Here is a 23759-nt window from a genome sequence, read left to right on the forward strand (position 1 = left end):
AACATCTGCACCCGAGGTCTGCTCCGGCTGCCAGAAACAGGATCAATCAATCTCACGGCTTCAGTCGTCGGCCAGAATAAGGGCCAGCATGCGCCCCTCCCCAGCCTTGTTGGCCAGCGAGGCCCGACGGTGGGAATACCAGAGTGGGTTCTCCATTGTGCACAGCGGTCGGTGCAGATCCTCAAGACGCTTCGATAGGGAGGGACCCTCGCCGTCCTGGCTGCACAGCTCTTCCAGGTCCGGGTCCTGACGCAGATAGCTGGTCGCAGCGCCAACCCGGGGGGCGGAGTCTACGATATTGGTCACTCCTGCCGTCTTCAGTTCCATCCTGGCAGCAGTGGCGATGTCGATGGCGATTCCACCGAACCGGCATGGTCCGGATGCGCCAGGGAAACGCTTCTCGAAGTCATCGGCCAGGTCCGAACCCACCTGATAGCAGTCCGCACAGATGCGAGGCCCAAGGGTTGCCACGATCCTGGACGGGTCAGCACCCTTGTCGGCCATGGCCTGGACTGTTGACGGAATGACTCCAGCCACCAGACCCCGACGGCCGCAGTGGGCCGCCCCCATCACGCCTGCCTGAGGGTCGGCCAGAAGCACGGGAAGGCAATCAGCGGCGAAGATGCCCAAGGCCAAGTCGCGACGGGTGGTCACCTGAGCATCGGCCTCGCAACGCCCCTGAGGCTGACCTTGGTCGGCATCCCAGACCTGGGCTGAGTGAACCTGGTCCACTAGGACCATGGAACGGTTCAGCTGGCGACCCAGAGCCTGACGGTTGGCGGCAACCGCCTGCGGGTCATCGCCTCCCTTGCCGCCCAGATTCAGCTGGGCATAATCGCCCGAGGAGACCCCGCCCAGTCTGGTGGTGTAGACCACCTTGATCCCTAGCGCCAGCACTATGGGAATGGTGACCGGGATTGGCCGACCCTGATCGTCCAGCGACGACAGGGGGCTGCTGTCCAGCAGGGTCCGTCCCCGATTCCAGGCTTCGCCCTGTACACTCCGTGTATCCTGCTCGTTTAGTTGATGCTCGGGGCTCATGCAGTCGCCGCCCGGTTCAGGCGGTCCATCTCCTCTTCGCTCAGCTCCATGTCGGCCGCCTGCAGGGAATCCAGAATGGTGGCCGCCCTGTGGGCCCCGGGAACCACGAAGACGTTGCGGTTCTGGGACAGCTCCCAGGCCAGGACCACACGCTGGTGGGAGACACCGCGCTCCTGGGCCACCTGACGGAAGGTGTCATAACGGGTTTCGTCCTTGGGCGCTCGGAAGCCTCCCAAGGGGCTCCAGCAGACGAAGGCCAGACCCAGCTCGGCCGCATGGTCCAACTCCTGGCGGGAGCTGGTGAAGGTGGGCGAGAACTGGTTCTGCACGGCCACGAGGTCATCGCCCAGAATCTGACGAGCCAGGTCCATCCGCTCAATGTCTACGTTGGAGACGCCTAGGGTCCGGGCCACGCCCTGTTTGACTAGCTCGGCCATGGCCTCCAAGGACTCCTGGTAGGGCACCTGCGGATCAGGCCGGTGCATGTAGAGCAGATCGATGGTGTCCACGCCCAGGGCCTGAGCGGACTCCTTGGCGTGCCGGATCAGGCTCTCCGGCCGACCGTCCACAGCCCAGGTTGGCCGACCATCGGTGAAGTTGCGGTAGTGCCCAACCTTGGTGGCCACCAGCACATCCTGACGCGGTCCCTGCCAGGAGTCCAAAGCCTGGCGGACCAGTCGCTCGTTGGTCTGCTCGGGACCTCCGGATTCGTAGTAGGACCAGGCGGTATCCAAATGCCGACAACCGGCATCCAGGGCCTGATGGATAACGTCGATGGCCGTTGCCTGGTCCGGCTTGCACTCAATGGACAATCCCATGCAACCCAGTCCGACCGCTGTCGTAGTAAAGGGCCCCAAGGCCCGCATCGACGATGTCATACATGTACTCCCATCTTGTAGATTGATGCCAGCTTCAATACCGCCGGCTTTCTATCGAGCTTAGCTTGTGGCCCAGTATCAACGACCGCCGAAGGAACCACCACCGGAGCCACCACCGGAGCCACCGAAGGAACCACCACCGGAGCCAAACCCACCAATACCACTGCCGGAACTGTTGCCGCTGGCCTGGCCGATCAGGCCGCCGATCTGTTCGAGTCCCTGGGTCAACTGAGTACCCAGATCAACCACCCCGCCTTGGCCAAGCATTGAATTTGCAGCCAATGCTTCAGGGCCACTCACGGAGGAAGCCACCGGAACATTCTGGCTGTAAGGCAGGAAGGTACAGTAGAGCAGGCTCCCGCGCGCATTATTATTCAGCCAGTCGAAGTCGGTCAGTTCAGGGCTGGCCTGTGCCAGCTGAGCGACAACCCGATCACTTATACCGAAGGCCGCAGCGTAAACCAGGTAGCGGTCCCAGAGCACCAGATCCTCCACGCCCCGGTGGCTAAAATCGCTGAAGTCCAGCAGATAGCGCCGAAGCCCTGACACCTGACCAGCCATGAGCTGTCCATTCCTGCTGAGCACTTGCGAACTACCATAACGAATGGAGAATGCTGCAACAGCCACCAGAAGCACGGCCAAGGGCGCACGTACCAGCACGGTGCCCGGCAGGAATCCAGCCAGCAGGATGAAAGCGGCCAAGAGCACGGCCAGGAAGGGCAAGACCTCTATACCATGACGATAGGCACGCAGGTCAGCATTGTTGGTCTCATACTTGACGGCCTTGTCGAAAGCCTCCAGATAGACCTTGCCATGATTAGCTTCGGTGCTGGAGAAGAGAGCAATCATCTCGTACAGGTCGAAACGTTCATCCTTGGAGCCCATCAGAGCGGAAGCACCTTCCAGCATGGTCAGGCAGGCTTCCTCGCTTGAGGACAGGGCCAGGGAGGCTCGATCCTGACTGCAGACCGGATTAATGACCACCTCCATGGTCTGCCGTTTGCCCTTGTGGAGCAGCGAGCGCATCACCTTGGTCACGGAACCTCCGCCGGAATTCGCCCGGTCCTCATACTCGACCGGAATCAGAGCGATGGCCCGCTTGGAGGCCAGGGAGAGAATGGTGGCTGACAATTGCCTGCCAATAGGGGATTCTCGGGTCAGCATCAAATCGTTGATAACAGCGGCCACGGCCGGTGACAGATCAGGAGGCTGACGGTAGTAGATAATATCGCCTCGGTACTGGGAATCTCCATAGGTGCGGAAGGCCTGCCAGAGCATCACTACAATCAGCGCGATAGCAGCTAAGACGGTCAAGACACCAGCCAAAAGTCCGATCCGCGCCCATCTGGTCTGCTCGGCGTGCCAGTGCTCATACTGCTGGCGCTCCTGCTCGACGATGCGGTCACGCGCCGGTTGAGAGTCGGTCCTGACCACCGAGGAAACCCTCTTCACATCGAAGAGAACCACTAAATCCAGATGCTGACCTGGCCCGATCTGGTCAGCTGAAAAGTGGATACGGCTGTCATCGCTCACCTGGTAGGAACCCCTGCCAGCGAAATGAAGCCAGGCCTTGGCATCCTTGCCCTTCTCTGTTCCTATCTGCTTGGGAAGCCTGACATCGGCGCTCATATGCTCGACGGAAATCTGGTTGGTGTCGCCCACGGGCTCCCACTGGAATTCGGCCACATCGGGATGGGCAGTAGTTACCCCGTGGAAGGTCATGTCGATGCGGAAGCGCCGACCTGAATCCTCGGCAATCTGCGGAATGTTCCAACCCAGCTCCACCTGACACCGGTCCCCCTGGGCGCCGCAGGCGGATCCTTGGCTCAAGTCGCTCGGCTTGTAGGATTCCAATCCTGAGTCCGAGACTGTGCCCATATACCAAGTGCCAGCCATGGTCTTATCCCAATCGGGAACCTGATCGAGGTTATCAGGATCCGTCGGCGGATCGGCTTGCCTATATGTAGAGCCATTGGTCAGGTCGCGCACGCTTATGTCACTGATGCCCGTCAGCCGGTCAGGCTTGATCTGATAACGCTGGTAGAGCTCCCTCCAGGGACGTTTATCGCCGTTGTCATCCTCACGGGAGTTCATGGTTACAGTCAGGTCCTGACTAATGCGTAAATCGCCATTATCCAGGACCTGGACATCATAATCCACTGAATCGTATACCAAGTCCGGCCAATTCTTGTTGAAAATAAGCAGAGCAGCGACTATGCACGTCACCAAGGCTGCCACCAAAGCCAGTGCCAAGGCTCGGAAAAAGCGGGAAGTGCTCCAGGAGGGATGGCCTGAGACCGGTTTCCCAGAGGAGGCCGCTGGGGCGTTCACTGTCCGAAGTCCACAACGGGCGCCTGGCGGCTGCCCTCGTCGGCCTGGAAGTACTGGGCCTGACGGAAGTGGAAGAGGGATGCGATGATGTTTGAGGGGACCGTCTCGATGCGGGTGTTGAACTTCTGGACCACATCATTGTAGAACTGCCTGGCGTAGGCGATCTTGTCCTCCAGGTCCTTGAGCTGACGCTGCAAGTCCAGGAAGTTCTGGTTGGCCTTGAGCTCAGGGTAGGCCTCCGCCCGAGCCATCAGAGTGACCAGGGATTGGCCCAGTCTCTGTTCGGCATCGGCACGGGCCTGCATCTGGTCTCCGCCAGCCGTCTGGGCCTGAGCCACGTCGGCGCGGGCCTTGGTCACCTCCTCCAGGACGGAGGACTCGTGTGAAGCGTAGCCCTTGACCGTCTGGACCAGATTGGGCACCAGGTCGGCACGCTGCTTGAGCTGGACGTCAATCTGGGCCCAGCCATTGGCTACTCGGTTGCGCAGATTGACCAAACCGTTGTAAGCCCCGATGCCCCAGATGACCAGCAACACGACCAGCAGGACAATGACGATAAGCACGATCAGTGATACGGACATGTTCCAATTCTCTCACGGAAAGGTCTGCAGACAAAACAGGACCCCGCCCATTAGAACGGGGTCCTGTCATCAGCGGGAATCAGTCCTCACTGTCGAAGGGATCGAAGTCCCTGCGCACGCGGCGACGGGGACGCTCTGAGCGCTCCTCCCGGTCGGCCCGGTACTCGTCATAGTGCTCGTCGGCGGCATAGCGCGGGTTCTCCCTGCGGCCACGATAGCCCCCACGCCCGGAAGAGCGACGCTCATGACGCCCGCCGCGATCACTGCGGCCGCGACGCTCGCCACGGCCACGGCCACCACGATCCTCGTCATCGTCGCGGGAGACCCGACGACGATCCCGACGGGAGCCACGGTCCTCGTCCTCGAACCAGTCTCCGTCATCCTCATAGTCACGGTCGCGGCTCTGACGACGGTGCCGGGGACGATCCTCCTGGTCCTCGTCGTCGTAGTAGCGATCATCATGATCTGAGCGAGAGCGGCGCGGTGCCTCATACCGATCCTCGCGCTCGGAGGAACGGCTACGGCGATCACGATGATCACGGTCGCCACGACCACTGCGATCGCGACGATCACCGCCACGGTCACGACGGTCTGTGCGGCCTCCGCGATCACGGACTCCTGCGGACTCCTGATCCTCGAAGCCGGGGATGGCCAGAGAGATCTTGCCGCGGTCATCCACACCCTGGACGATGACCTCGACGGTGTCGCCCTCCTTGAGGACGTCCTCCACGGAGTCGATGCGCTCGCCGTTGGCCAGGTTGCGAATCTGCGAGATGTGCAGAAGTCCGTCGGTGCCCGGTGTCAGGTTGACGAAAGCCCCGAAGCTGGTGATCTTGACCACCTTGCCGTTGAAGGTCTCCCCCGCCTCGGGCACGTGCGGGTTGGCGATCTGGTCGATGACCTCCTTGGCCTTGGCTGCAGCCTCGCCGCCCTCGGAGGCGATGTAGACCGTGCCGTCATCCTCGATGGAGACATCGGCGCCGGTGTCCTCCTGGATCTGGTTGATCATCTTGCCCTTGGGGCCGATGACCTCGCCGATCTTGTCAACAGGAACCTGGGTGGTGATGATGCGCGGCGCATAGGGGCTCATCTCGGCGGGTCCGTCGATGCACTCGTTGATGACATCCAGGATGGTGGCCCGGGCTTCCTTGGCCTGCTGCAAGGCGGCGGCCAGGATGTCGGCGGGAATGCCGTCCAGCTTGGTGTCCAGCTGCAGGGAGGTGATGAACTCGGAGGTGCCGGCCACCTTGAAGTCCATATCGCCGAAGGCATCCTCGGCACCCAGAATGTCAGTCAGGGTCTTGTAGGTGGGCCGACCGTCGACCTCGCCCGTGACCAAGCCCATGGCGATGCCCGCTACAGGGGCCTTCAGGGGCACGCCGGCAGCCAGCAGGGACAGGGTGGAGGCGCAGACGGAGCCCATGGAGGTGGACCCGTTGGAGCCGATGGCCTCGGAGACCTGACGGATAGCGTAGGGGAACTCCTCGCGGCTGGGCAGAACCGGGATCAGAGCGCGCTCGGCCAGGTTGCCATGGCCCACCTCGCGGCGCTTGGGCGAACCCACGCGGCCAGTCTCGCCGGTCGAATAGGGCGGCATCTCGTAGTTGTGCATGTAACGCTTGGTGGTGGGGCCGGACAGGGCGTCGATGGTCTGCTCCATCTTCAGCATGTTCAGGGTCGTAACGCCCAGCACCTGGGTCTCGCCGCGCTGGAAGAGGGCGGAACCGTGCACACGGGGCACCACGTCCACCTCAGCGGACAGGGTGCGGATGTCGCGCAGGCCACGGCCATCAATGCGGTAGTCCTGGGTCAGGATGCGGCGGCGGACAATCTGGCGCTGGAGCTCCTTGAAGGCGTTGCCCAGCTCCTTGTCCTTCTCGGCCTCGTCCATGTCGGTGAACTCGTCGGCCAGAGCCTCGCGGACCTTCTCCTTGATCTCGTGGATTCGGTCCTGGCGGGGCAGCTTCTCCGCGATGGACAGGGCCTGGTCCAGGTCGGCATGAGCCACCTGATCGATGCGAGCATAAAGCTCGTCAGTGTACTCGGGGAAGAGCTGGAAGTCCTTGGTGGGCTTGGCGGCCTTGGCCTTGAGCTCACTCTGGGCCTCGCACAGAACCTTGATGAAGGGCTTGGCAGCCTCAAGACCCTGGGCGACAACCTCTTCGTCGGGCTTGATCTGGCCCTCGTCATAAATCAGGCTCCAGGCGTTCTTGCCGGCACCGGCCTCGATCATGGCGATGGCGACGTCCCCGCCCTCGACCACACGACCGGCCACGACCAGCTCGAAAACGGCGCGCTCGCGCTCGCTCCAGCGCGGGAAGGCCACCCACTGGCCATCGATCAGGGCCAGGCGCAGACCCGAGACCGGACCCTCGAAGGGCAGACCGGAGATCAAGGTGGATGCGGAGGCCGCGTTCAGGGCCAGCACATCGTAGGCATCCTCGGGGTTGACGGCCAGGATGGTCTCCACGACCTGGACCTCGTTGCGCAGGGTGTGCGGGAAGAGAGGGCGCAGGGGGCGATCAATCAGCCGGCAGGCCAGGATGGCCTCGTTTGAGGGCCGACCCTCGCGACGGAAGAAGGAGCCGGGAATCTTGCCCGCGGCATACATCTTCTCTTCCACATCGACGGTCAGCGGGAAGAAGTCGTAGTTCTCCTTGGGGCTGGACCCGGCGGTGGTGGTGGACAGCACCATGGAATCGTCATCAAGATAGGCGGCTACTGCCCCATCCGCCTGCTGGGCGAGACGACCCGTCTCGAAGCGCAACGTGCGCTTGCCATATGATCCGTTATCGATCGTGGCTTCTACAGCCGTGATTTCGGGACCCTCCATAGGGTTCCTCCTTTTATTTACTGCTTGTTTACTACCTGATGTCAGGATGCTCGGCGTCACTTAACCGCCGGAGATCCTTGTACTTCGGTCTGGTCCTGCCGAACCCCATGTCCGGCGATTTTCATTCCTTGCGGACCAGCCTTGCATTTCAATTCGGCACCATCTTCTGCAACCCCATCCCGGGATCGACGGTACCTGGTTCAGTCATGCAAAAGCGCCCGAGCGCTAGGCCCGGGCGAAAGCATGCATAATCAGTGGCGCAGTCCAAGACGCTCCACCAGGGAACGGTAGCGATTGATGTCCACCTTCTTGAGGTAATCCAGCAACCGGCGACGATGACCGACCATGAGCAGCAGACCGCGACGTGAATGATGGTCGTGCTGATGCTGCTTGAGGTGCTCTGTCAGGTCGGAGATTCGCTTGCTCAGAAGAGCTACCTGGACCTCGGGGGAACCGGTGTCGCCCTCGTGGGTCGCGTATTCCTTGACGATTGCCTGCTTCTGCTCACTCGTAAGAGCCACGGCTCCTCCTCTTGCATTCTTCCGTTACGCGGTGCACCAGCCCTATGCTGAAGCGCTCTCGATCCGCGGGCGAAACACGCCAAAAATCCATTATACACAGCGATGGGACCGAGGGCGGGAATTGAGGGATAGGCCAAGGACGGAACCGAGTCTTGTGGGGTTCCGCATTATCTGATATCCATTCGACTATCCATATCGTCCGGGCAGGCATCAGCACGCTTGCCATTATGTTTGCCAAGCTGTGATACCAGGCGAATAGGCCGCATGCGCAGAACACCCAGCTCGCCATTACAATGCCATGCCACAGATTGAACCATGCACACACTGGCCATATAGAGTTATCCATAACCTCGGGTCTCACCATCAAGATGGCGTAAGACCAAGGCCGTGCTTATCGAATGGCTGAGGGTGATTCACGCCTCAGGTTTTCATACACTGCCAAGTTGAAGATAGTCATGCTTCCTGCAAAGCGGCCTGAAAACAAACGACATGACCTCATGTGCCGATGTCGCTGAAAATACGGTGATCATTGCCGGATACGAATCTTATATGGCGGGTTTACGTGTGGAAGAACGACGGACCAGCCTAGGCATAAGCAACTGGGTTGTGTGGATATGGCCCTTTGGATTCGTGATCTCGTCCACCAACTGTTGCATGGCCTGCCTCCCCATTTCAACTCCAGGAGATTCAACGACGGTCATCGGCATAGGTGAAATGCTGTCCATCGTGTCTCCTTCGAGACCGATGACGGAGACATCCTGGGGGATTCGCAGATCATTATGCTGAAGAGCACTGAGCAAGCCGGCAGCAAGCGTGTCTGTGGCGGCGATCATACCGTCAGGACGCTGTTCCGGCGGCATCGCAGCAATCGAGTTGCCCAATTCGAGGCCATCCTCAAAGGAATTCCCTGCAGAATCTACGCTTTGAAAGCTGATCTCTCCATCTTTGGAAGCAACGTCTTCGAAACCGAGCAGCCGGTTATGAATAGGTTGGAAGACATCAGCCGCATGGTAGGCGAAAACCAGTCTTTTGCATCCTGTGCCGATGAGTTCATGGACCGCCAGCTGGCAAGCTGCTTCATCGTTCTTGAGTATGGAGCAACTGTTATCGGCAATCGCAGGGTTGAGATGATCGATCATGACAACGGGAATGCCCGCAGCCCTGGCGAACGCTATGTCATCCTGTGAATCGAATACCGAACTGAGCAATATCCCCTGAAGCTTCATTTGACAGAGCATCCTGACCAAGCTCGTTTGCCGTTCCTTGTCAGACATGGCATTTACAGCTATGACCTGCATGTCTTCTTCATCGCATACCTCTTGTACCCCCTCGAGAGCAGAGATAAAGACGGAATTCTCCACATCAGTAATCACAAAACCGATGATGGGGTAGGGCACAGTGCCAAAGTTGGAGTGCTGTCTGGGCATGCGGACATATCCAAGGGACTCAATAGCCTCTTGAATTTTGAATTTCAATTTATCCGATACCCTATCAGGATAATTCAAATAATTGGAGACCGTACCGATAGACACCCCCGACAGCTTGGCAACATCGCTTATGCCGATACGGTGCTTCTCCCCTGCGTCGCCTTTGGCCTTTCGAGCAACCGGCCTGTTTTCGTCGTGGTTGTTATCGCTCATTATCGTCACTCTATTAAACCGTCCGGACACTGAGCGGCGATATTGCAACGAATACTACTGGCAACTGACCTAGAAGGCCGACGAGAATGTGGCACATATCTCGCTGCCAGAACTACAGGCCCTGTCATACCACGTACATCATAAACTGCAAATTGAATTTCAGAATATACAGTTTTCTAATTTGAAATTCAAAATCAAAAGCAGTAAGCTTCCTCCGTATGGAGGTTCACTCCATGGAACCGTCAACGGCTGCAGATCGGCCGTTGACGAGGGTATGCAGCAGTAGCAGCATCCTCGCTGTCGAGAGATGGACTGAAAGGAACAACGATGTGTGCTTCAAGCAATGAGCCCACAAAAGGATTGGGCGTCTATATGCCACTTGCCATGGCGGCAGGCATAGGCTCCCTCTTGGGTTCCGGCGTCATAGTAGGGCTTTCGTCGACTATTACTGTTTGGCAGACAGGAATGGGACTGAACAATGGACAGGTTGGCATAGTGTCGGGCATTCTAACCTTTGCCATCGCCTTCGGTTCTTTCTTTGGAGGACGATTAGCCGACACGATTGGCCGCGTAAGGGTTTTCAACTGGATTAATCTTGTCTATGCCATCGGCGCAGTCGCATGTGCCCTAGCTCCGAATTTCGTCGCTCTAACGCTCGGCGTTGCCGTTGTGGGAGTGGCTTCAGGCGCCGATCTGCCAGTTTCCATGACAGTGGTTTCGCATGATGCCCCTACCGATTCCATAGCGGCCCGGCTCGTTTCCACCACACAGATATTCTGGCAGCTGGGCATTCTTATCGCTTCCCTTTTCGCCTTTGGCCTATCCCGCATGCAAGGAGACATGGGCGGTCGAGTGGTCTTTGCCGTATTGGCCGTCTTAGCCTTGGTCGCCTGGCTCTGGAGACTTCTGTCCCCCTCTTTCCGCAGCTTCCACGAAGCCGCCGAAAAGCGCGATGCCGAGCAGGCTGGCACAGAATCTGCAGCCGCTCAGAAGGTCTCGGTTATCAAGGTGCTCTTCGGTCCACGCCGACAGGTCCTTCTGCGATATCTGGCCGCCATCATGGTGTTTTATTTGGGATGGAACCTGCTAGCCAATACCTGGGGTCAGTTTCAAACCTTCATGTTTGTAAAGGCAAACGCCTCTCAGTCGCTTGCCACAGGCCTAGGCGTAGCCCTCAATGTGATGACCGTGATCGTCAGCATGATTTTTGCTTCTATTGCAGGAGGTAAATACCGGAACAAAGCCTTTGTCGTCGGCATGATCTTTTCATTCATCGCCATGCTCTGCATGGCCTTGGGCGGCACCAACCTATGGGTCATAGTCGGAGCAACCGCAATCCAGAACATCGGTACACCTCTTGCTGGTGAAGCCTTGTACAAGGTTTGGACGCAGGAGTCCTTCCCGATCGAAATCCGGTCCAGCATCCAAGGCTTTATCAATGGAACTTCCAGACTGGTCTGTGCCCTTTTTGCCTTCGTCACTCCGCTGCTGGTGCTTCCCGGCACGATCCGCACTACCATGTGGTGCTTCCTTCTTGTAATCGTTATTGAATTCATAGCTGGCTGCCTCATGATTTCCTTCCAGCATCGATATGGCACCGATGAGGAATACATGGCCGCCACCCATGAGCATGGCGAGGCCTGAACATGGCGAAGAACTCTTCTCGCCTCGACCGCCGTTATTGGCTATTGAGCGCCAATGCGGGAATGGCCTCCTACCTTGATGCAGCAATCCTGGTCAGCACCGGCATCGCCTTGCCATTGTGGACGCAAAGTATAGGCCTGTCGACCTGGTGGACCGGTGCAGTGAGTACAATGCTGACACTCGCCGTGGCTGTTGGCTCGTTCTTCGGCGGACGCCTGTCTGACATATTCGGCAGGGTTTCGGTGTTCAACCTGGATATCCTCTTTGTGGTTGTCGGTGCCCTGATGGCAGCTTTTGCCCCCAATCAAACAGTCCTCATTTGCGCACTGATCATATGCGGGCTGGCTTCAGGCGCCGATCTGCCAACATCTCTTGCTGTCATTTCTGAGCGTGTTCCAAAGGACGTGCAAGGAAGGATTGTTTCCAGTACGGAATTATTCTGGATAGGTGGCATCATAGTTTCGCAAGCCATAGGGCTAGGTGTTTCAGGCATGGGGTCGGACGGTATCATTGTCCTTTTTGGCTTCATCGCTCTAGTTGCCCTTGTTACCTGGCTCGTCAGAGTGGCCAGCAAATCGTTCAAACGCGTTGAGAACGATCTCTATCATGAAAACTCTGCGATTCAAGCCAAGCAACCTGACCAATCAGCTTCGGGCGCCTACCCGCTTTCGGAGTTAGTGCATAAATCAAGGTACTTGATTCCCATGCTTTTGCTCACGTTCTATTACCTCATGTGGAACCTGCCAGCGAACACCTGGGGATCATTCCAGACATACTATATGGTCGAAATTGGCGGAAAGTCGCAGGCCTTTGCAACAGCGTGCGGGTTGATCGCCAATATACTCACGCTGATAGCCACATATTGTGTTTTCATGAAACTCGCTGATACCAAGTATCGGTATACTGTCCTGTTCTTCGGGGTCACCTGCGGGATCGCGGCTTTTGTGGTTTCGGCATTCGTCGGCGGCCAATGGCTCGTATTCACCATTTGCTACTTCGTGTTCAGCGCCACAAACTGTCTGCATGGAGAATCAGTTTATAAAATTTGGAGTCAGCAGTTTTTCCCATCGAATGCTCGAGCAACTGCAACCGGCTTCACTTACGCCATCGTCCGCTTTTTCACAGCCCTGTTCGGCTTTGTCACTCCGACCATCATGGCCTTTTCCCCGACCCTGCTCCTATGGCTTCTAGTGCTGTTCCTTGTTTTGAGCCTGATTACGGCCCTGGTCACATTGAAATTCATTCAGGCCTATCGAATACCGGATCCGGTTCTGAACCAAGACAACTCTTAGTGGAAGCTTGACCATCAACGTCATTGACATATTTACGTAAGAAAGGCATCGATATGATTCAGGCACCTGTACGCGTGCGTGTTGAGCAGTTCTCTGGTGATGTATTGGGAATTGGTACGCCAACACCCCGCTTATCCTGGGAATATAACAGTCCTGTTCCGGAAAACGCAAAAGCCGAAATCCGCGTCGAACGCCGCAAACCGCGTCACGGCGCCAACGAAAGCACAATAAGCGTGGATTCTTCCCAGAACATTCTCCTGCCCTGGCAGTTCGAGCCTTTGGATTCACGAGAACTGGTCAATGTCTTTGTCCGAGTGAAGACCGACAAAGAGACCAGCGAATGGTCGCGTCCCTTATTCTTCGACGTCGGCCTCTTAATGCCACATCAGCGCGTAGCTGATTTCGTTGGACCTTCCTGGCCCGAAGCGGGAACAGATCATCGCCCGCAGCCACTGGTGCGAACAGAATTTACAATCAGGGAGAAGCCTGTTCTCGCCAGATTGTACCTGACCGCCTTGGGACTGGTATCAGCCAGAATCAACGGTCACCGTGTGGGTGTCGACCAACTGAACCCAGGGTGGACAAGCTATGACAATCGCTTGGAGTGCTGGACCTATGATGTATTGGATCTGATTCACGAAGGCGCCAACGCACTGGGGCTCCTACTTGCGGATGGCTGGTATAGGGGCAGAGTCGGATTCGATGGCGGTGAAGCTAATGTATGGGGCGACAAGATTGGCGCTTTTGCGCAATTGGAAGTCACCTACGCCAATGGCGAGCGTCAATCCCTATATTCGAACTCTTCAGATGAACAATGGAAGACAACACTGGGACCCATTGTAAGATCAAACATCTACGAGGGTGAAACCTATGATGCGCGGAAAGAGATGCCTGGCTGGGACAGGCCAGGCTTTGACGACAGTTCTTGGCAACCCGTGGCGGAAATACCTTTCGACGAGCATAAAATCGAATTCCCCGTCATGCGCTCAATCCAGCCGGATAAGATCCAAGAAGACAGGACCATACATGTGACGGCTGGCGTGGAACCGGGAACCTGGTTGATTGATACGGGTCAGAATGCGTCCCAACGTCTGAAGCTGCACATGCACGGGTTGAAGGCAGGCCAAGAGATATCCGTACAACATGCCGAGGTACTGGACAAGGAAGGCAATCTCGTTACTACCATCCTCAAAAGAGGCCACCAGTTGGATACGTACATATCCAACGGAAAAGACGGCTGGTGGGAACCGGAATTCGACATGCACGGATTCCGTTATGCACTGGTGAGGGGATGGCAGGACACACTGACACATGAGGATATCAAGTGCACTGTCTACCACACAGCCATGGAAAGAATTGGATGGTTTGACACGTCCAACGAAATGGTCAATAAACTCAGTGAGAACACAGTCTGGGCTCTGAGATCCAATTTCATGTCGATTCCGACGGATTGCCCCCAGCGGGATGAGCGTGTGGGTTGGACGGCCGATATCGCTGTTTTTTCGCCAACGGCCCTTTACCTGTACAACGCGGCTGGTTTCCTTCGCAACTGGCTGCGCGACCTGGCATTCGAGCAGAAGAAGAATGGAACAGTTCCATTTTATATACCCTATGTCCCCATGGGGATCTGGTCGGATCCGCAGGCCATTGCCATCTGGGGGGACGCAGCAGTACTGGTGCCTTGGGCCTTATATATGGCCACTGCTGATAAGGATGCCCTGCAAGAGCAATATCCTGCCGCGGTCACCTGGGTGAACGAGGTGCATGGCTACTTGTCGCCAGATGGCGTTTGGGACAGGCGACCCGAATATGCTCTTGGGCAGTTGGGTGATTGGCTCGATCCCACAGCCCCGCCGGAATCTCCCGACCAAGCCATGACCGCAAAGGAATTGGTCGCTACTGCCTTCTATATCCACAGCTGCGATCTTCTTGCGCAAATGGCCGTCGTTCTTGGCAATGACGATGATCGGAAACGGTTCAGCCATTTCGCCGAGGTCTCAAGAGCAGGGTATGGGAAACGGTTCGTTGCAGCAAATGGAAGAATGACCTCCGACACCCAGTGTGCCTATACCTTGTCCATCATGTTCGACCTGGTTCCCGACAAGACTTTGATGGAGGGCTTTGGCAACAGGCTGGCTGAATTGGTCCGCTCGTCTGATTGGAAGATTGGTACAGGATTCGCCGGCACCGCTTACATTCTCCCTGCCCTGGCCAAATCAGGACACTTGGATGAAGCTTACGGTCTTTTTTTGTCGACCAAATGCCCAAGTTGGCTCTATCAGGTGTCGATGGGCGCAACCACAACCTGGGAACGCTGGGATTCCATGGAACCCGATGGCAGCTTAAACCCAGGGGGCATGACCTCGTTCAATCACTATGCTCTGGGATCTGTGAATAATTGGGCTTATTCAACGATTGCGGGCATATCCCCTATGAGCCCCGGTTGGAAAACGATCAAAGTCGCTCCGCGACCGGGTGGGGGGATCACACACGCTTCCGCCAAGCATCTGACACCTTACGGATTGATATCAATTGCCTGGGATATTGATTCAGACTCGCATTGCATGCATCTTTCCCTGCACGTGCCTTATGGGACTACAGCTTGTCTGGACCTGCCTGACACCCGGCAGGAATGGCTTAAGGGTGGCGAGTACCAACGTCAATACTCCCTTTGATAAGGTTTGAACGCTGATCTTGCATTCATCAAGTGGCTGCCCCGACCGTTGCTCATTGGCGGGGAAGCCACTTGCGCCTACCAGCTTGCATGCGAAAATGCAGCATGCGCATATTCAGCTGCGTAGCTCTATAACACCTGGCAGCTTTACTGACTCATAGATGATTTCGCCGCCGTTCACAATTGCTTGTCCTGCGCCACACCTGCGAAAGCCCTCATACTACGGTTAAAAAGGTAAGAGTTAGGCTAACCCGCACCCTTTAATCAATTCTCATGGAACAGATCGGTCTACCTTTCGGGTCGAAACTCGCACGAACAGCGGGGCTATCACGAGGGAAATCGTCCCGACCATAGAGAAATCTGAATCCTTCTCCCAGTACTTACCTCACTACGTTCAGAACCTTTTCCTTCCCGATCGTCCGCACCGACGGGTGTAATTTTGGTTCGTTTTCTTTCGCCAGGGGCAGGCGTTCCTGGGACTGTTTCGGTACGTACAGGGTTGCAACTGGCAGGTTGCTTCACGCCGTTTATGCCGGCGACCACGGTCTTTTGCCTGCAACCCGTCGGATTCTGGACAGGATTGCTCTCACCCCGCTCACTCATGTTCGGTTATTTCGTCGCCAGCTCTCAGAACAGCCGCATGGGTGCATTTGGCATCTGAATCTGATCCGTCAGAACCACCCGAATGAGTTGACAATCAATGAGACTTCAATCAAGCAACAAACCATAATATTGGGCTGATTCCACGTTTTCTGGATACCGGAATAGCCACAAGCAGCCAGTCACATAATAAACAATTGAACCGAAGGAGCGGCTGCTTCTGGCCTTGATGTCATTGACCGAAAGCCATACGAGGAAATCATGACCAGTGCCCATCCAGACAAAACCTCGTGTGAAGTTTAGAGGATAGTGCAGGACCCTCCCAGCATCAAGACCGGGAGAGTAGGGGTAATAGTCAAAGGAGCGGCCTCAGAGAATCTTTTCCACAAAATCCTAAGATCCGCTTCACCTACCTTGCACGCTTTTCACCAAAATGTCCCCACCTCCGCTCATCCCGCCCAGCGACAAGTAACAAACATGGCACCAATGCCCGGGATGGCAGGAAACACGAATCTTATTGGATGTGACTGCCTGCTCGTATGGCTGTGTGTTTGCACAGCACCGCCGAAAGTTGCAGAAAAAGATCTCTCCTTGGCAGACGCGGCAATCAGCTCATGCCGCGGTAATCAGACCTCCGAAGAGGACAATGGCGATAGCCGCCAGCTCGATGATGAAGAATAAGGAGAGAGCGGACCAACTGTGGGTCAGCGTGTTCCAGGGGGAATCCTTGCGCACACAGACCAAGATGGCCACGAAGACGATCGCAAAGACCGCCACGCCTAGGCCGGCGGCAATGATGCCCAGGTTGGCCGCGTTGGCAAGGATGGCCTGATGCTGGTAAACCACGAAAGTGCTGTACCAGAAGTTCATCTTGAGCAGGCAGAGGCCGGCAATCAGCTGTTCGGCAGCAAGGCCCAGCACGAAGACCACCCGCCAGAACCAGGAGGACGACTCGATGATGGACATGCCGATACCCATAAAGGTCAGCACGGTCACCGTCCAGGCGATCAAGGCTATGCCACGCGGGTCCAGGACCGAGACATAGTGGAGTACGCCCTGGGTGTGGTTGATGGCCAGCGAGCGCCCGTATCCATAGGGAATGACGATGGCCAAGAGGACCGCCAGCGCGAAGACGACCCAACGGACCGGGCGGGCACGTCGCTGCTCGATCTCAGCCAGCGAGTATTCCGAATCCGGAATAGTCGCTTCAGGGTGGGCCGAAACCTTGTTCACAGCTATCGCATCATCCGGGTGCGATGGCACGGATGCAGAACCGGCTGCATCACTTCTGCCGGATTCTGCACTATCCGCATCGTCGAATTGCTCCATCGGCGACCACACCTCCAAGTCCGCTACCCGTGGACACACCGTCTACAAGCTTATACCGGGCGGCGCACCCGCGCCTAGGAACGAGAAAGGACACGAAAAACACTCGGCATCTAGGCAATTGCGGATAAATGGAGGGCATTCTGCAAGCGATATAGTTCATTACCGTGAAAGCACGGAGCATTTCATCTCTGCGGCCGAAAATGCATCAGACTTAGGATCACCCCCGCGGATGCGGGGAGCACAGGGCAGCCAGATAGGGGTCAGCTTCGGCTTGCGGATCATCCTTGCGGATGCGGGGAGCACGTGAGTCTGCTTGAAAAGCATGATACGGGTGTAGGGATCATCCCCGCGGATGCGGGGAGCACATAGTGGAATTTTCCGATGTGGCTGGCGACATGGGATCATCCCCGCGGATACGGAGAGCACCTGATCCTGGATACCATTTGCTTGCACCAAGTGGGATCATCCCCGCGGATGCGGGGAGCACGTCTGTATCACGCCTGGCGTGATAAGCTGTCCAGGATCATCCCCGCGGATGCGGGGAGCACAAACTCGCACGCCACTCCTTGGGGATCCAAAGCGGATCATCCCCGCGGATGCGGGGAGCACAAGTCCGTAGAACTCGTATTCGTACCGGTGGCGGGATCATCCCCGCGGATGCGGGGAGCACTTCAGGTCCAGGCCGACAGCGCCCGCCACCTTGGGATCATCCCCGCGGATGCGGGGAGCACTATGCTATTGGGCTAGACGCATTGGATGTGTGAGGATCATCCCCGCGGATGCGGGGAGCACCGCCGGAATGCGTGCCTGATACGCGGGGGTCTGGGATCATCCCCGCGGATGCGGGGAGCACAAGACCATCAAGAAGGAATGGCTGTCACGCAAAGGATCATCCCCGCGGATGCGGGGAGCACGAGCTGATAGTAAGTATCGTAGGTTTGTTGGTGGGATCATCCCCGCGGATGCGGGGAGCACTGGCCGGAGGAAACTGATGGATCTTTGGATCTGGGATCATCCCCGCGGATGCGGGGAGCACTTCTCTGCCGATACTTTCGCGTCATACACTTCAGGATCATCCCCGCGAATGCGGGGAGCACCTGTCCAAATGGTCTATATCGGAAGTGGAACGTGGATCATCCCCGCGGATGCGGGGAGCACTTACATTTGTAAACTAAGTTAATGGAGAGCTAGGGATCATCCCCGCGGATGCGGGGAGCACGCCAACTCGCCATCGTGACAGTGCTGCCAGGGAGGATCATCCCCGCGGATGCGGGGAGCACAGGATTATCAGTGGGCTGGATGGTGATGTTGCGGGATCATCCCCGCGAATGCGGGGAGCACACATACTCGCCAGGACTCAAGGCGGCGAGTTGAGGATCATCCCCGCGGATGCGGGGAGCACTTCGCATTCGCATTCGACTTTGAGGAAACCGAAGGATCATCCCCGCGGATGCGGGGAGCACGAGCCTCAATTCAAGGAGCCACAATATGGAACAGAAAAGGATCATCCCCGCGGATGCGGGGAGCACTAAACATAGAGTCCAATGCTGACGCAACCGGCGGGATCATCCCCGCGGATGCGGGGAGCACGTGTGGAATAACGTATGGAATGCTGTATCTAAAGGATCATCCCCGCGGATGCGGGGAGCACAATCTGGCAGTCGGATATCAACCCCCGAATCGCGGATCATCCCCGCGGATGCGGGGAGCACGGTTCGATCAATTGGACGGCGATATCATCGATCGGATCATCCCCGCGGATGCGGGGAGCACACTGCACCCTTTGCAGTATGGTTTGGCAATAAAGGATCATCCCCGCGGATGCGGGGAGCACGGAAAAACTGCCGAATATCCTTCGACATCAGAAGGATCATCCCCGCGGATGCGGGGAGCACCTCAGCATTCCATCTACGTTGTGTTTGAGCGGCAGATCATCCCCGCGGATGCGGGGAGCACTTGATGACCTTGTAGGGTGAGCAGATACGCCAGGGATCATCCCCGCGGATGCGGGGAGCACGAGGCACGTCCTGACCACCGACCGTCAGAACGAGGATCATCCCCGCGGATGCGGGGAGCACAGTGGAGCCAGCTCTGAAAGGTCGGGAACATGGGGATCATCCCCGCGGATGCGGGGAGCACGAACCGCGCATGTTCGATATGCATAGTGTGCATTGGATCATCCCCGCGGATGCGGGGAGCACCCGGAGCCATACCGCATGACGATTCGCGGAATCGGATCATCCCCGCGGATGCGGGGAGCACCCTCACATAAGAGATAAACGCAAATCAAACATTGGATCATCCCCGCGGATGCGGGGAGCACTCCACACCGCCCGCCCAGCCGTACACCCTGCCGGGATCATCCCCGCGGATGCGGGGAGCACGAATTCATCACCCCGCACAGCCTGCGCCGCACCGGATCATCCCCGCGGATGCGGGGAGCACGATGATCTGAACACGAATCTTATGGGCAAGGGCGGATCATCCCCGCGGATGCGGGGAGCACCCACGCTGATCTTAGTGGGATTGATCGTATCAAGGATCATCCCCGCGGATGCGGGGAGCACCCAAGGCCTCCACCCCTTATGTTTGACTCTGCCGGATCATCCCCGCGGATGCGGGGAGCACCGTGCCCCAGTACGGCGACTGGCAGCGCAACCAGGATCATCCCCGCGGATGCGGGGAGCACCGCGTTCCAAAACATTGTCACAAACTTTACGAAGGATCATCCCCGCGGATGCGGGGAGCACCGTCTGATACAGTTTGACGGCCTTGGCTGCCATGGATCATCCCCGCGGATGCGGGGAGCACCGACCGGTTGCCTCTTTCATGACTTTCCGAACGGGATCATCCCCGCGGATGCGGGGAGCACTTGAAATCGACGACCTGATGATCGATACAATCAGGATCATCCCCGCGGATGCGGGGAGCACCGGCAAGGACATAGAGTCCTGCCCTAGCGGCTAGGATCATCCCCGCGGATGCGGGGAGCACTGATCCCGAAACTGGATAGTTGCCCACCCTTGGGGATCATCCCCGCGGATGCGGGGAGCACCGTGACTCTACATGCTCTACATATCTCAATCAGGGATCATCCCCGCGGATGCGGGGAGCACGATTTTCTACAAAGGGCTGCCCCTCGACGATATGGATCATCCCCGCGGATGCGGGGAGCACACGATATTAAGTACACCAGATGGCACGGCGCCGGGATCATCCCCGCGGATGCGGGGAGCACTCACCATGCGCGACGGCATGAGTCTTCTGGAAAGGATCATCCCCGCGGATGCGGGGAGCACAACTTATCGACAGAAGTCCACTGACTACGTTCCGGATCATCCCCGCGGATGCGGGGAGCACGATTGGTCATCATTAGGTGCCCAGAGATATGAGGGATCATCCCCGCGGATGCGGGGAGCACGCTTGGTCATGCTCATAGTCATACAGTAAGTAAGGATCATCCCCGCGGATGCGGGGAGCACATCTCACGCCAGCGACATTTGACGCGCTGAAAGGGATCATCCCCGCGGATGCGGGGAGCACCAAGCATATGCGGGAGATATGGCATGTGGACGTGGATCATCCCCGCGGATGCGGGGAGCACTTCCCTTGAAAACCCTTGTTCCAAGCCGCAAAGGGATCATCCCCGCGGATGCGGGGAGCACAGAGTGGCACAATGGGGTGTCCTATGACTGCAAGGATCATCCCCGCGGATGCGGGGAGCACTGTTACTTGGAAAAATATCATCACTAGCGATGGGGATCATCCCCGCGGATGCGGGGAGCACACCAATGCCAGATTGCTGGCGATAAGTCAGCAGGGATCATCCCCGCGGATGCGGGGAGCACTTTTCTATAAAAATTCTCTCAGCCTGTTGCGCGGGATCATCCCCGCGGATGCGGGGAGCACAAGTCGGTATCACTGTTGAGGGGCCAAAAGTAAGGATCATCCCCGCGGATGCGGGGAGCACATAGGAGCATTTACCGTGCTACGAGTTGTGTAGGGATCATCCCCGCGGATGCGGGGAGCACTTGAAGTCGGCGTCGTCCAGCTTGATGATGGTGGGATCATCCCCGCGGATGCGGGGAGCACACAAACTTCAAACTCTCGACCAACACCAACGAGGGGATCATCCCCGCGGATGCGGGGAGCACCTCGGCACCGACCGGCTACCCGGGTTGCTGGAGGGATCATCCCCGCGGATGCGGGGAGCACGAATTTGATATCTCCCAAGGCGACCCGACAGTGGGATCATCCCCGCGGATGCGGGGAGCACAGCCGTCCGGGCAGTAGACATCCAGGGCCACCGGGGATCATCCCCGCGGATGCGGGGAGCACCGGCCACCTTGCCTTTCATGGTGGACATGTCGAGGATCATCCCCGCGGATGCGGGGAGCACCTTGTCCTGCTGGCAGACCATCCGCATGCCGTAGGATCATCCCCGCGGATGCGGGGAGCACCTTGCTCTCAGCCTTGGATGGGCTCGGGTATGGGGATCATCCCCGCGGATGCGGGGAGCACGCTCTCGGAAAAGTCGGGGATATCGCGTCCAAAGGATCATCCCCGCGGATGCGGGGAGCACGGGGAGTACCAACTCATGATTGACAGACACCGAGGATCATCCCCGCGGATGCGGGGAGCACTTGAGATGGCTTGCTGTGTGAGATTAGGCATGGGGATCATCCCCGCGGATGCGGGGAGCACCGGCTATTTATACCCACTCTTTAACGTCCTCTAGGATCATCCCCGCGGATGCGGAGAGCACCGCACCTATGATGAGACCCAAAACAAAACGATAGGATCATCCCCGCGGATGCGGGGAGCACCTTGTCGGTCAGCAGGTACGTGTTCAGGCAGGGGGATCATCCCCGCGGATGCGGGGAGCACCGCTGTGAAATCGCGTTAACATATGGGAAAACGGGATCATCCCCGCGGATGCGGGGAGCACCTTGGTGACGTGTGGGGGAGCATTACCCGGGGAGGATCATCCCCGCGGATGCGGGGAGCACCTGTCATTATCCTGGCCGGTTTCGTCCTCGCCGGGATCATCCCCGCGGATGCGGGGAGCACTGTTGTTAATCTCGACAAGCAAGGCAGCGGGCAGGATCATCCCCGCGGATGCGGGGAGCACAGGTCTAAGTTTGTGTTGCTCTGTTGGAACGGGGGATCATCCCCGCGGATGCGGGGAGCACTTCATGACCAAAGACAAGGCATTGAATGCCCAGGATCATCCCCGCGGATGCGGGGAGCACGAGGGGCTGGCCGTGTAAAGCATTTTGTCATGCGGATCATCCCCGCGGATGCGGGGAGCACTCATTTAAGCAGCCATACACTGTCGCTGTGGTAGGATCATCCCCGCGGATGCGGGGAGCACCCTGACGTGTAAGCGCGAATTTGTTACCCGGGAGGATCATCCCCGCGGATGCGGGGAGCACTCGGTTGCCGGTGGCTTGTGCAACCCCTTGTAGGGATCATCCCCGCGGATGCGGGGAGCACAATGCCGATACAATGCCGCTACAGCTGTCGCGCGGATCATCCCCGCGGATGCGGGGAGCACAGACATGGCTATCTCCCCTGATTTGGTTATTGGGGATCATCCCCGCGGATGCGGGGAGCACGAAAAGTGAGACGGTCAAGATGATATGGCATTTGGATCATCCCCGCGGATGCGGGGAGCACAGACTTGAAGACTTCAACAAGGTCATGATGGACGGATCATCCCCGCGGATGCGGGGAGCACGTCTATCAGGGCTTGGATCTCCTGCTGATCCATGGATCATCCCCGCGGATGCGGGGAGCACCTTGCAGACCCCGACAATCCCAAAGACCCGGGGGGATCATCCCCGCGGATGCGGGGAGCACTAGCCCGCATTGTTCGCCGAAATGTTGGTAACAGGATCATCCCCGCGGATGCGGGGAGCACGTTCGCAAGCCACTTTCTATCTCTTTCCTAAAGGGATCATCCCCGCGGATGCGGGGAGCACGAGATTATCGCCCTGTAAGTGAACGGATATGCGGGATCATCCCCGCGGATGCGGGGAGCACTTTCATTGAGAAGATGATTGCCAGCGGATACCAGGATCATCCCCGCGGATGCGGGGAGCACCGCGACCACGACCGCAAACAAGGCCCTTTCAAAGGATCATCCCCGCGGATGCGGGGAGCACTAGCCACAGTTATTGTAACGATGGCTATGGCTAGGATCATCCCCGCGGATGCGGGGAGCACCCAGATATCAGATTTGGGGAAACGCTGAAAGTAGGATCATCCCCGCGGATGCGGGGAGCACAGTACATACCCATGCGTGAGCTGGAGTCGGAGAGGATCATCCCCGCGGATGCGGGGAGCACCACCAGCCAGTTGTGGAACTGCATAGGCACTGAGGATCATCCCCG

At 57.9% G+C, this 23759-nt stretch carries 11 protein-coding genes and 1 CRISPR repeat array (1 of these 12 running past the window's edge); of the genes, 3 read left to right on the forward strand and 8 right to left on the reverse strand.

The window, feature by feature from the left end; genetic code table 11:
* Positions 1-60: 60 nt before the first annotated feature.
* From ACUIAI_RS06565 to ACUIAI_RS06595, 7 genes are all read right to left on the reverse strand, one after another.
* Positions 61-1041 carry a polyphenol oxidase family protein gene (locus tag ACUIAI_RS06565; RefSeq protein ID WP_445341907.1) on the reverse strand — a complete coding sequence of 327 codons (981 nt, stop codon included), beginning with the start codon at positions 1039-1041 and terminating at the stop codon, positions 61-63.
* A complete protein-coding gene (locus tag ACUIAI_RS06570) occupies positions 1038-1919 on the reverse strand; it encodes an aldo/keto reductase (RefSeq protein WP_445341908.1) in 882 nt (293 codons plus the stop codon). The genes ACUIAI_RS06565 and ACUIAI_RS06570 overlap by 4 nt, the downstream gene beginning before the upstream one ends.
* 78 nt (positions 1920-1997) lie before the next feature.
* Positions 1998-4250 carry a DUF2207 family protein gene (locus tag ACUIAI_RS06575; RefSeq protein WP_445341909.1) on the reverse strand — a complete coding sequence of 751 codons (2253 nt, stop codon included), beginning with the start codon at positions 4248-4250 and terminating at the stop codon, positions 1998-2000.
* Positions 4247-4831 carry a LemA family protein gene (locus ACUIAI_RS06580; RefSeq protein WP_046323346.1) on the reverse strand — a complete coding sequence of 195 codons (585 nt, stop codon included), beginning with the start codon at positions 4829-4831 and terminating at the stop codon, positions 4247-4249. The genes ACUIAI_RS06575 and ACUIAI_RS06580 overlap by 4 nt, the downstream gene beginning before the upstream one ends.
* A gap of 79 nt (positions 4832-4910) precedes the next feature.
* Positions 4911-7664 carry a polyribonucleotide nucleotidyltransferase gene (locus tag ACUIAI_RS06585; RefSeq protein WP_445341910.1) on the reverse strand — a complete coding sequence of 918 codons (2754 nt, stop codon included), beginning with the start codon at positions 7662-7664 and terminating at the stop codon, positions 4911-4913.
* 251 nt (positions 7665-7915) lie between these two features.
* A complete protein-coding gene (rpsO, locus tag ACUIAI_RS06590) occupies positions 7916-8185 on the reverse strand; it encodes a 30S ribosomal protein S15 (RefSeq protein WP_024626835.1) in 270 nt (89 codons plus the stop codon).
* A gap of 545 nt (positions 8186-8730) precedes the next feature.
* Complete coding sequence (locus tag ACUIAI_RS06595; protein WP_445341911.1) at positions 8731-9825, reverse strand: LacI family DNA-binding transcriptional regulator; 1095 nt, start codon at positions 9823-9825, stop codon at positions 8731-8733.
* Positions 9826-10209: 384 nt separating this feature from the next.
* Here ACUIAI_RS06595 and ACUIAI_RS06600 point away from each other — a divergent pair, with 384 nt between their 5' ends.
* The 3 genes from ACUIAI_RS06600 to ACUIAI_RS06610 are packed head-to-tail and all read left to right on the forward strand — an operon-like array spanning position 10210 to position 15436.
* Complete coding sequence (locus ACUIAI_RS06600; RefSeq protein ID WP_445341912.1) at positions 10210-11469, forward strand: MFS transporter; 1260 nt, start codon at positions 10210-10212, stop codon at positions 11467-11469.
* Between the two features lie 2 nt (positions 11470-11471).
* Positions 11472-12761, forward strand: coding sequence for an MFS transporter (locus tag ACUIAI_RS06605; RefSeq protein WP_445341913.1), 1290 nt, complete (start codon positions 11472-11474; stop codon positions 12759-12761).
* A 53-nt stretch (positions 12762-12814) separates the two neighbouring features.
* Positions 12815-15436, forward strand: a complete 2622-nt coding sequence (locus ACUIAI_RS06610) for a family 78 glycoside hydrolase catalytic domain (protein WP_445341914.1) — start codon at positions 12815-12817, stop codon at positions 15434-15436.
* 1211 nt (positions 15437-16647) lie between these two features.
* On the opposite strand, the gene ACUIAI_RS06615 is transcribed toward ACUIAI_RS06610, so the two are convergent.
* Positions 16648-17364, reverse strand: coding sequence for a hypothetical protein (locus tag ACUIAI_RS06615; RefSeq protein WP_445341915.1), 717 nt, complete (start codon positions 17362-17364; stop codon positions 16648-16650).
* A 214-nt stretch (positions 17365-17578) separates the two neighbouring features.
* Positions 17579-23759: direct repeats of the CRISPR family, unit length 28 nt; unit sequence GGATCATCCCCGCGGATGCGGGGAGCAC (it continues 260 nt past the right edge of the window).

The organism is Bifidobacterium sp. ESL0827 (assembly GCF_052606685.1).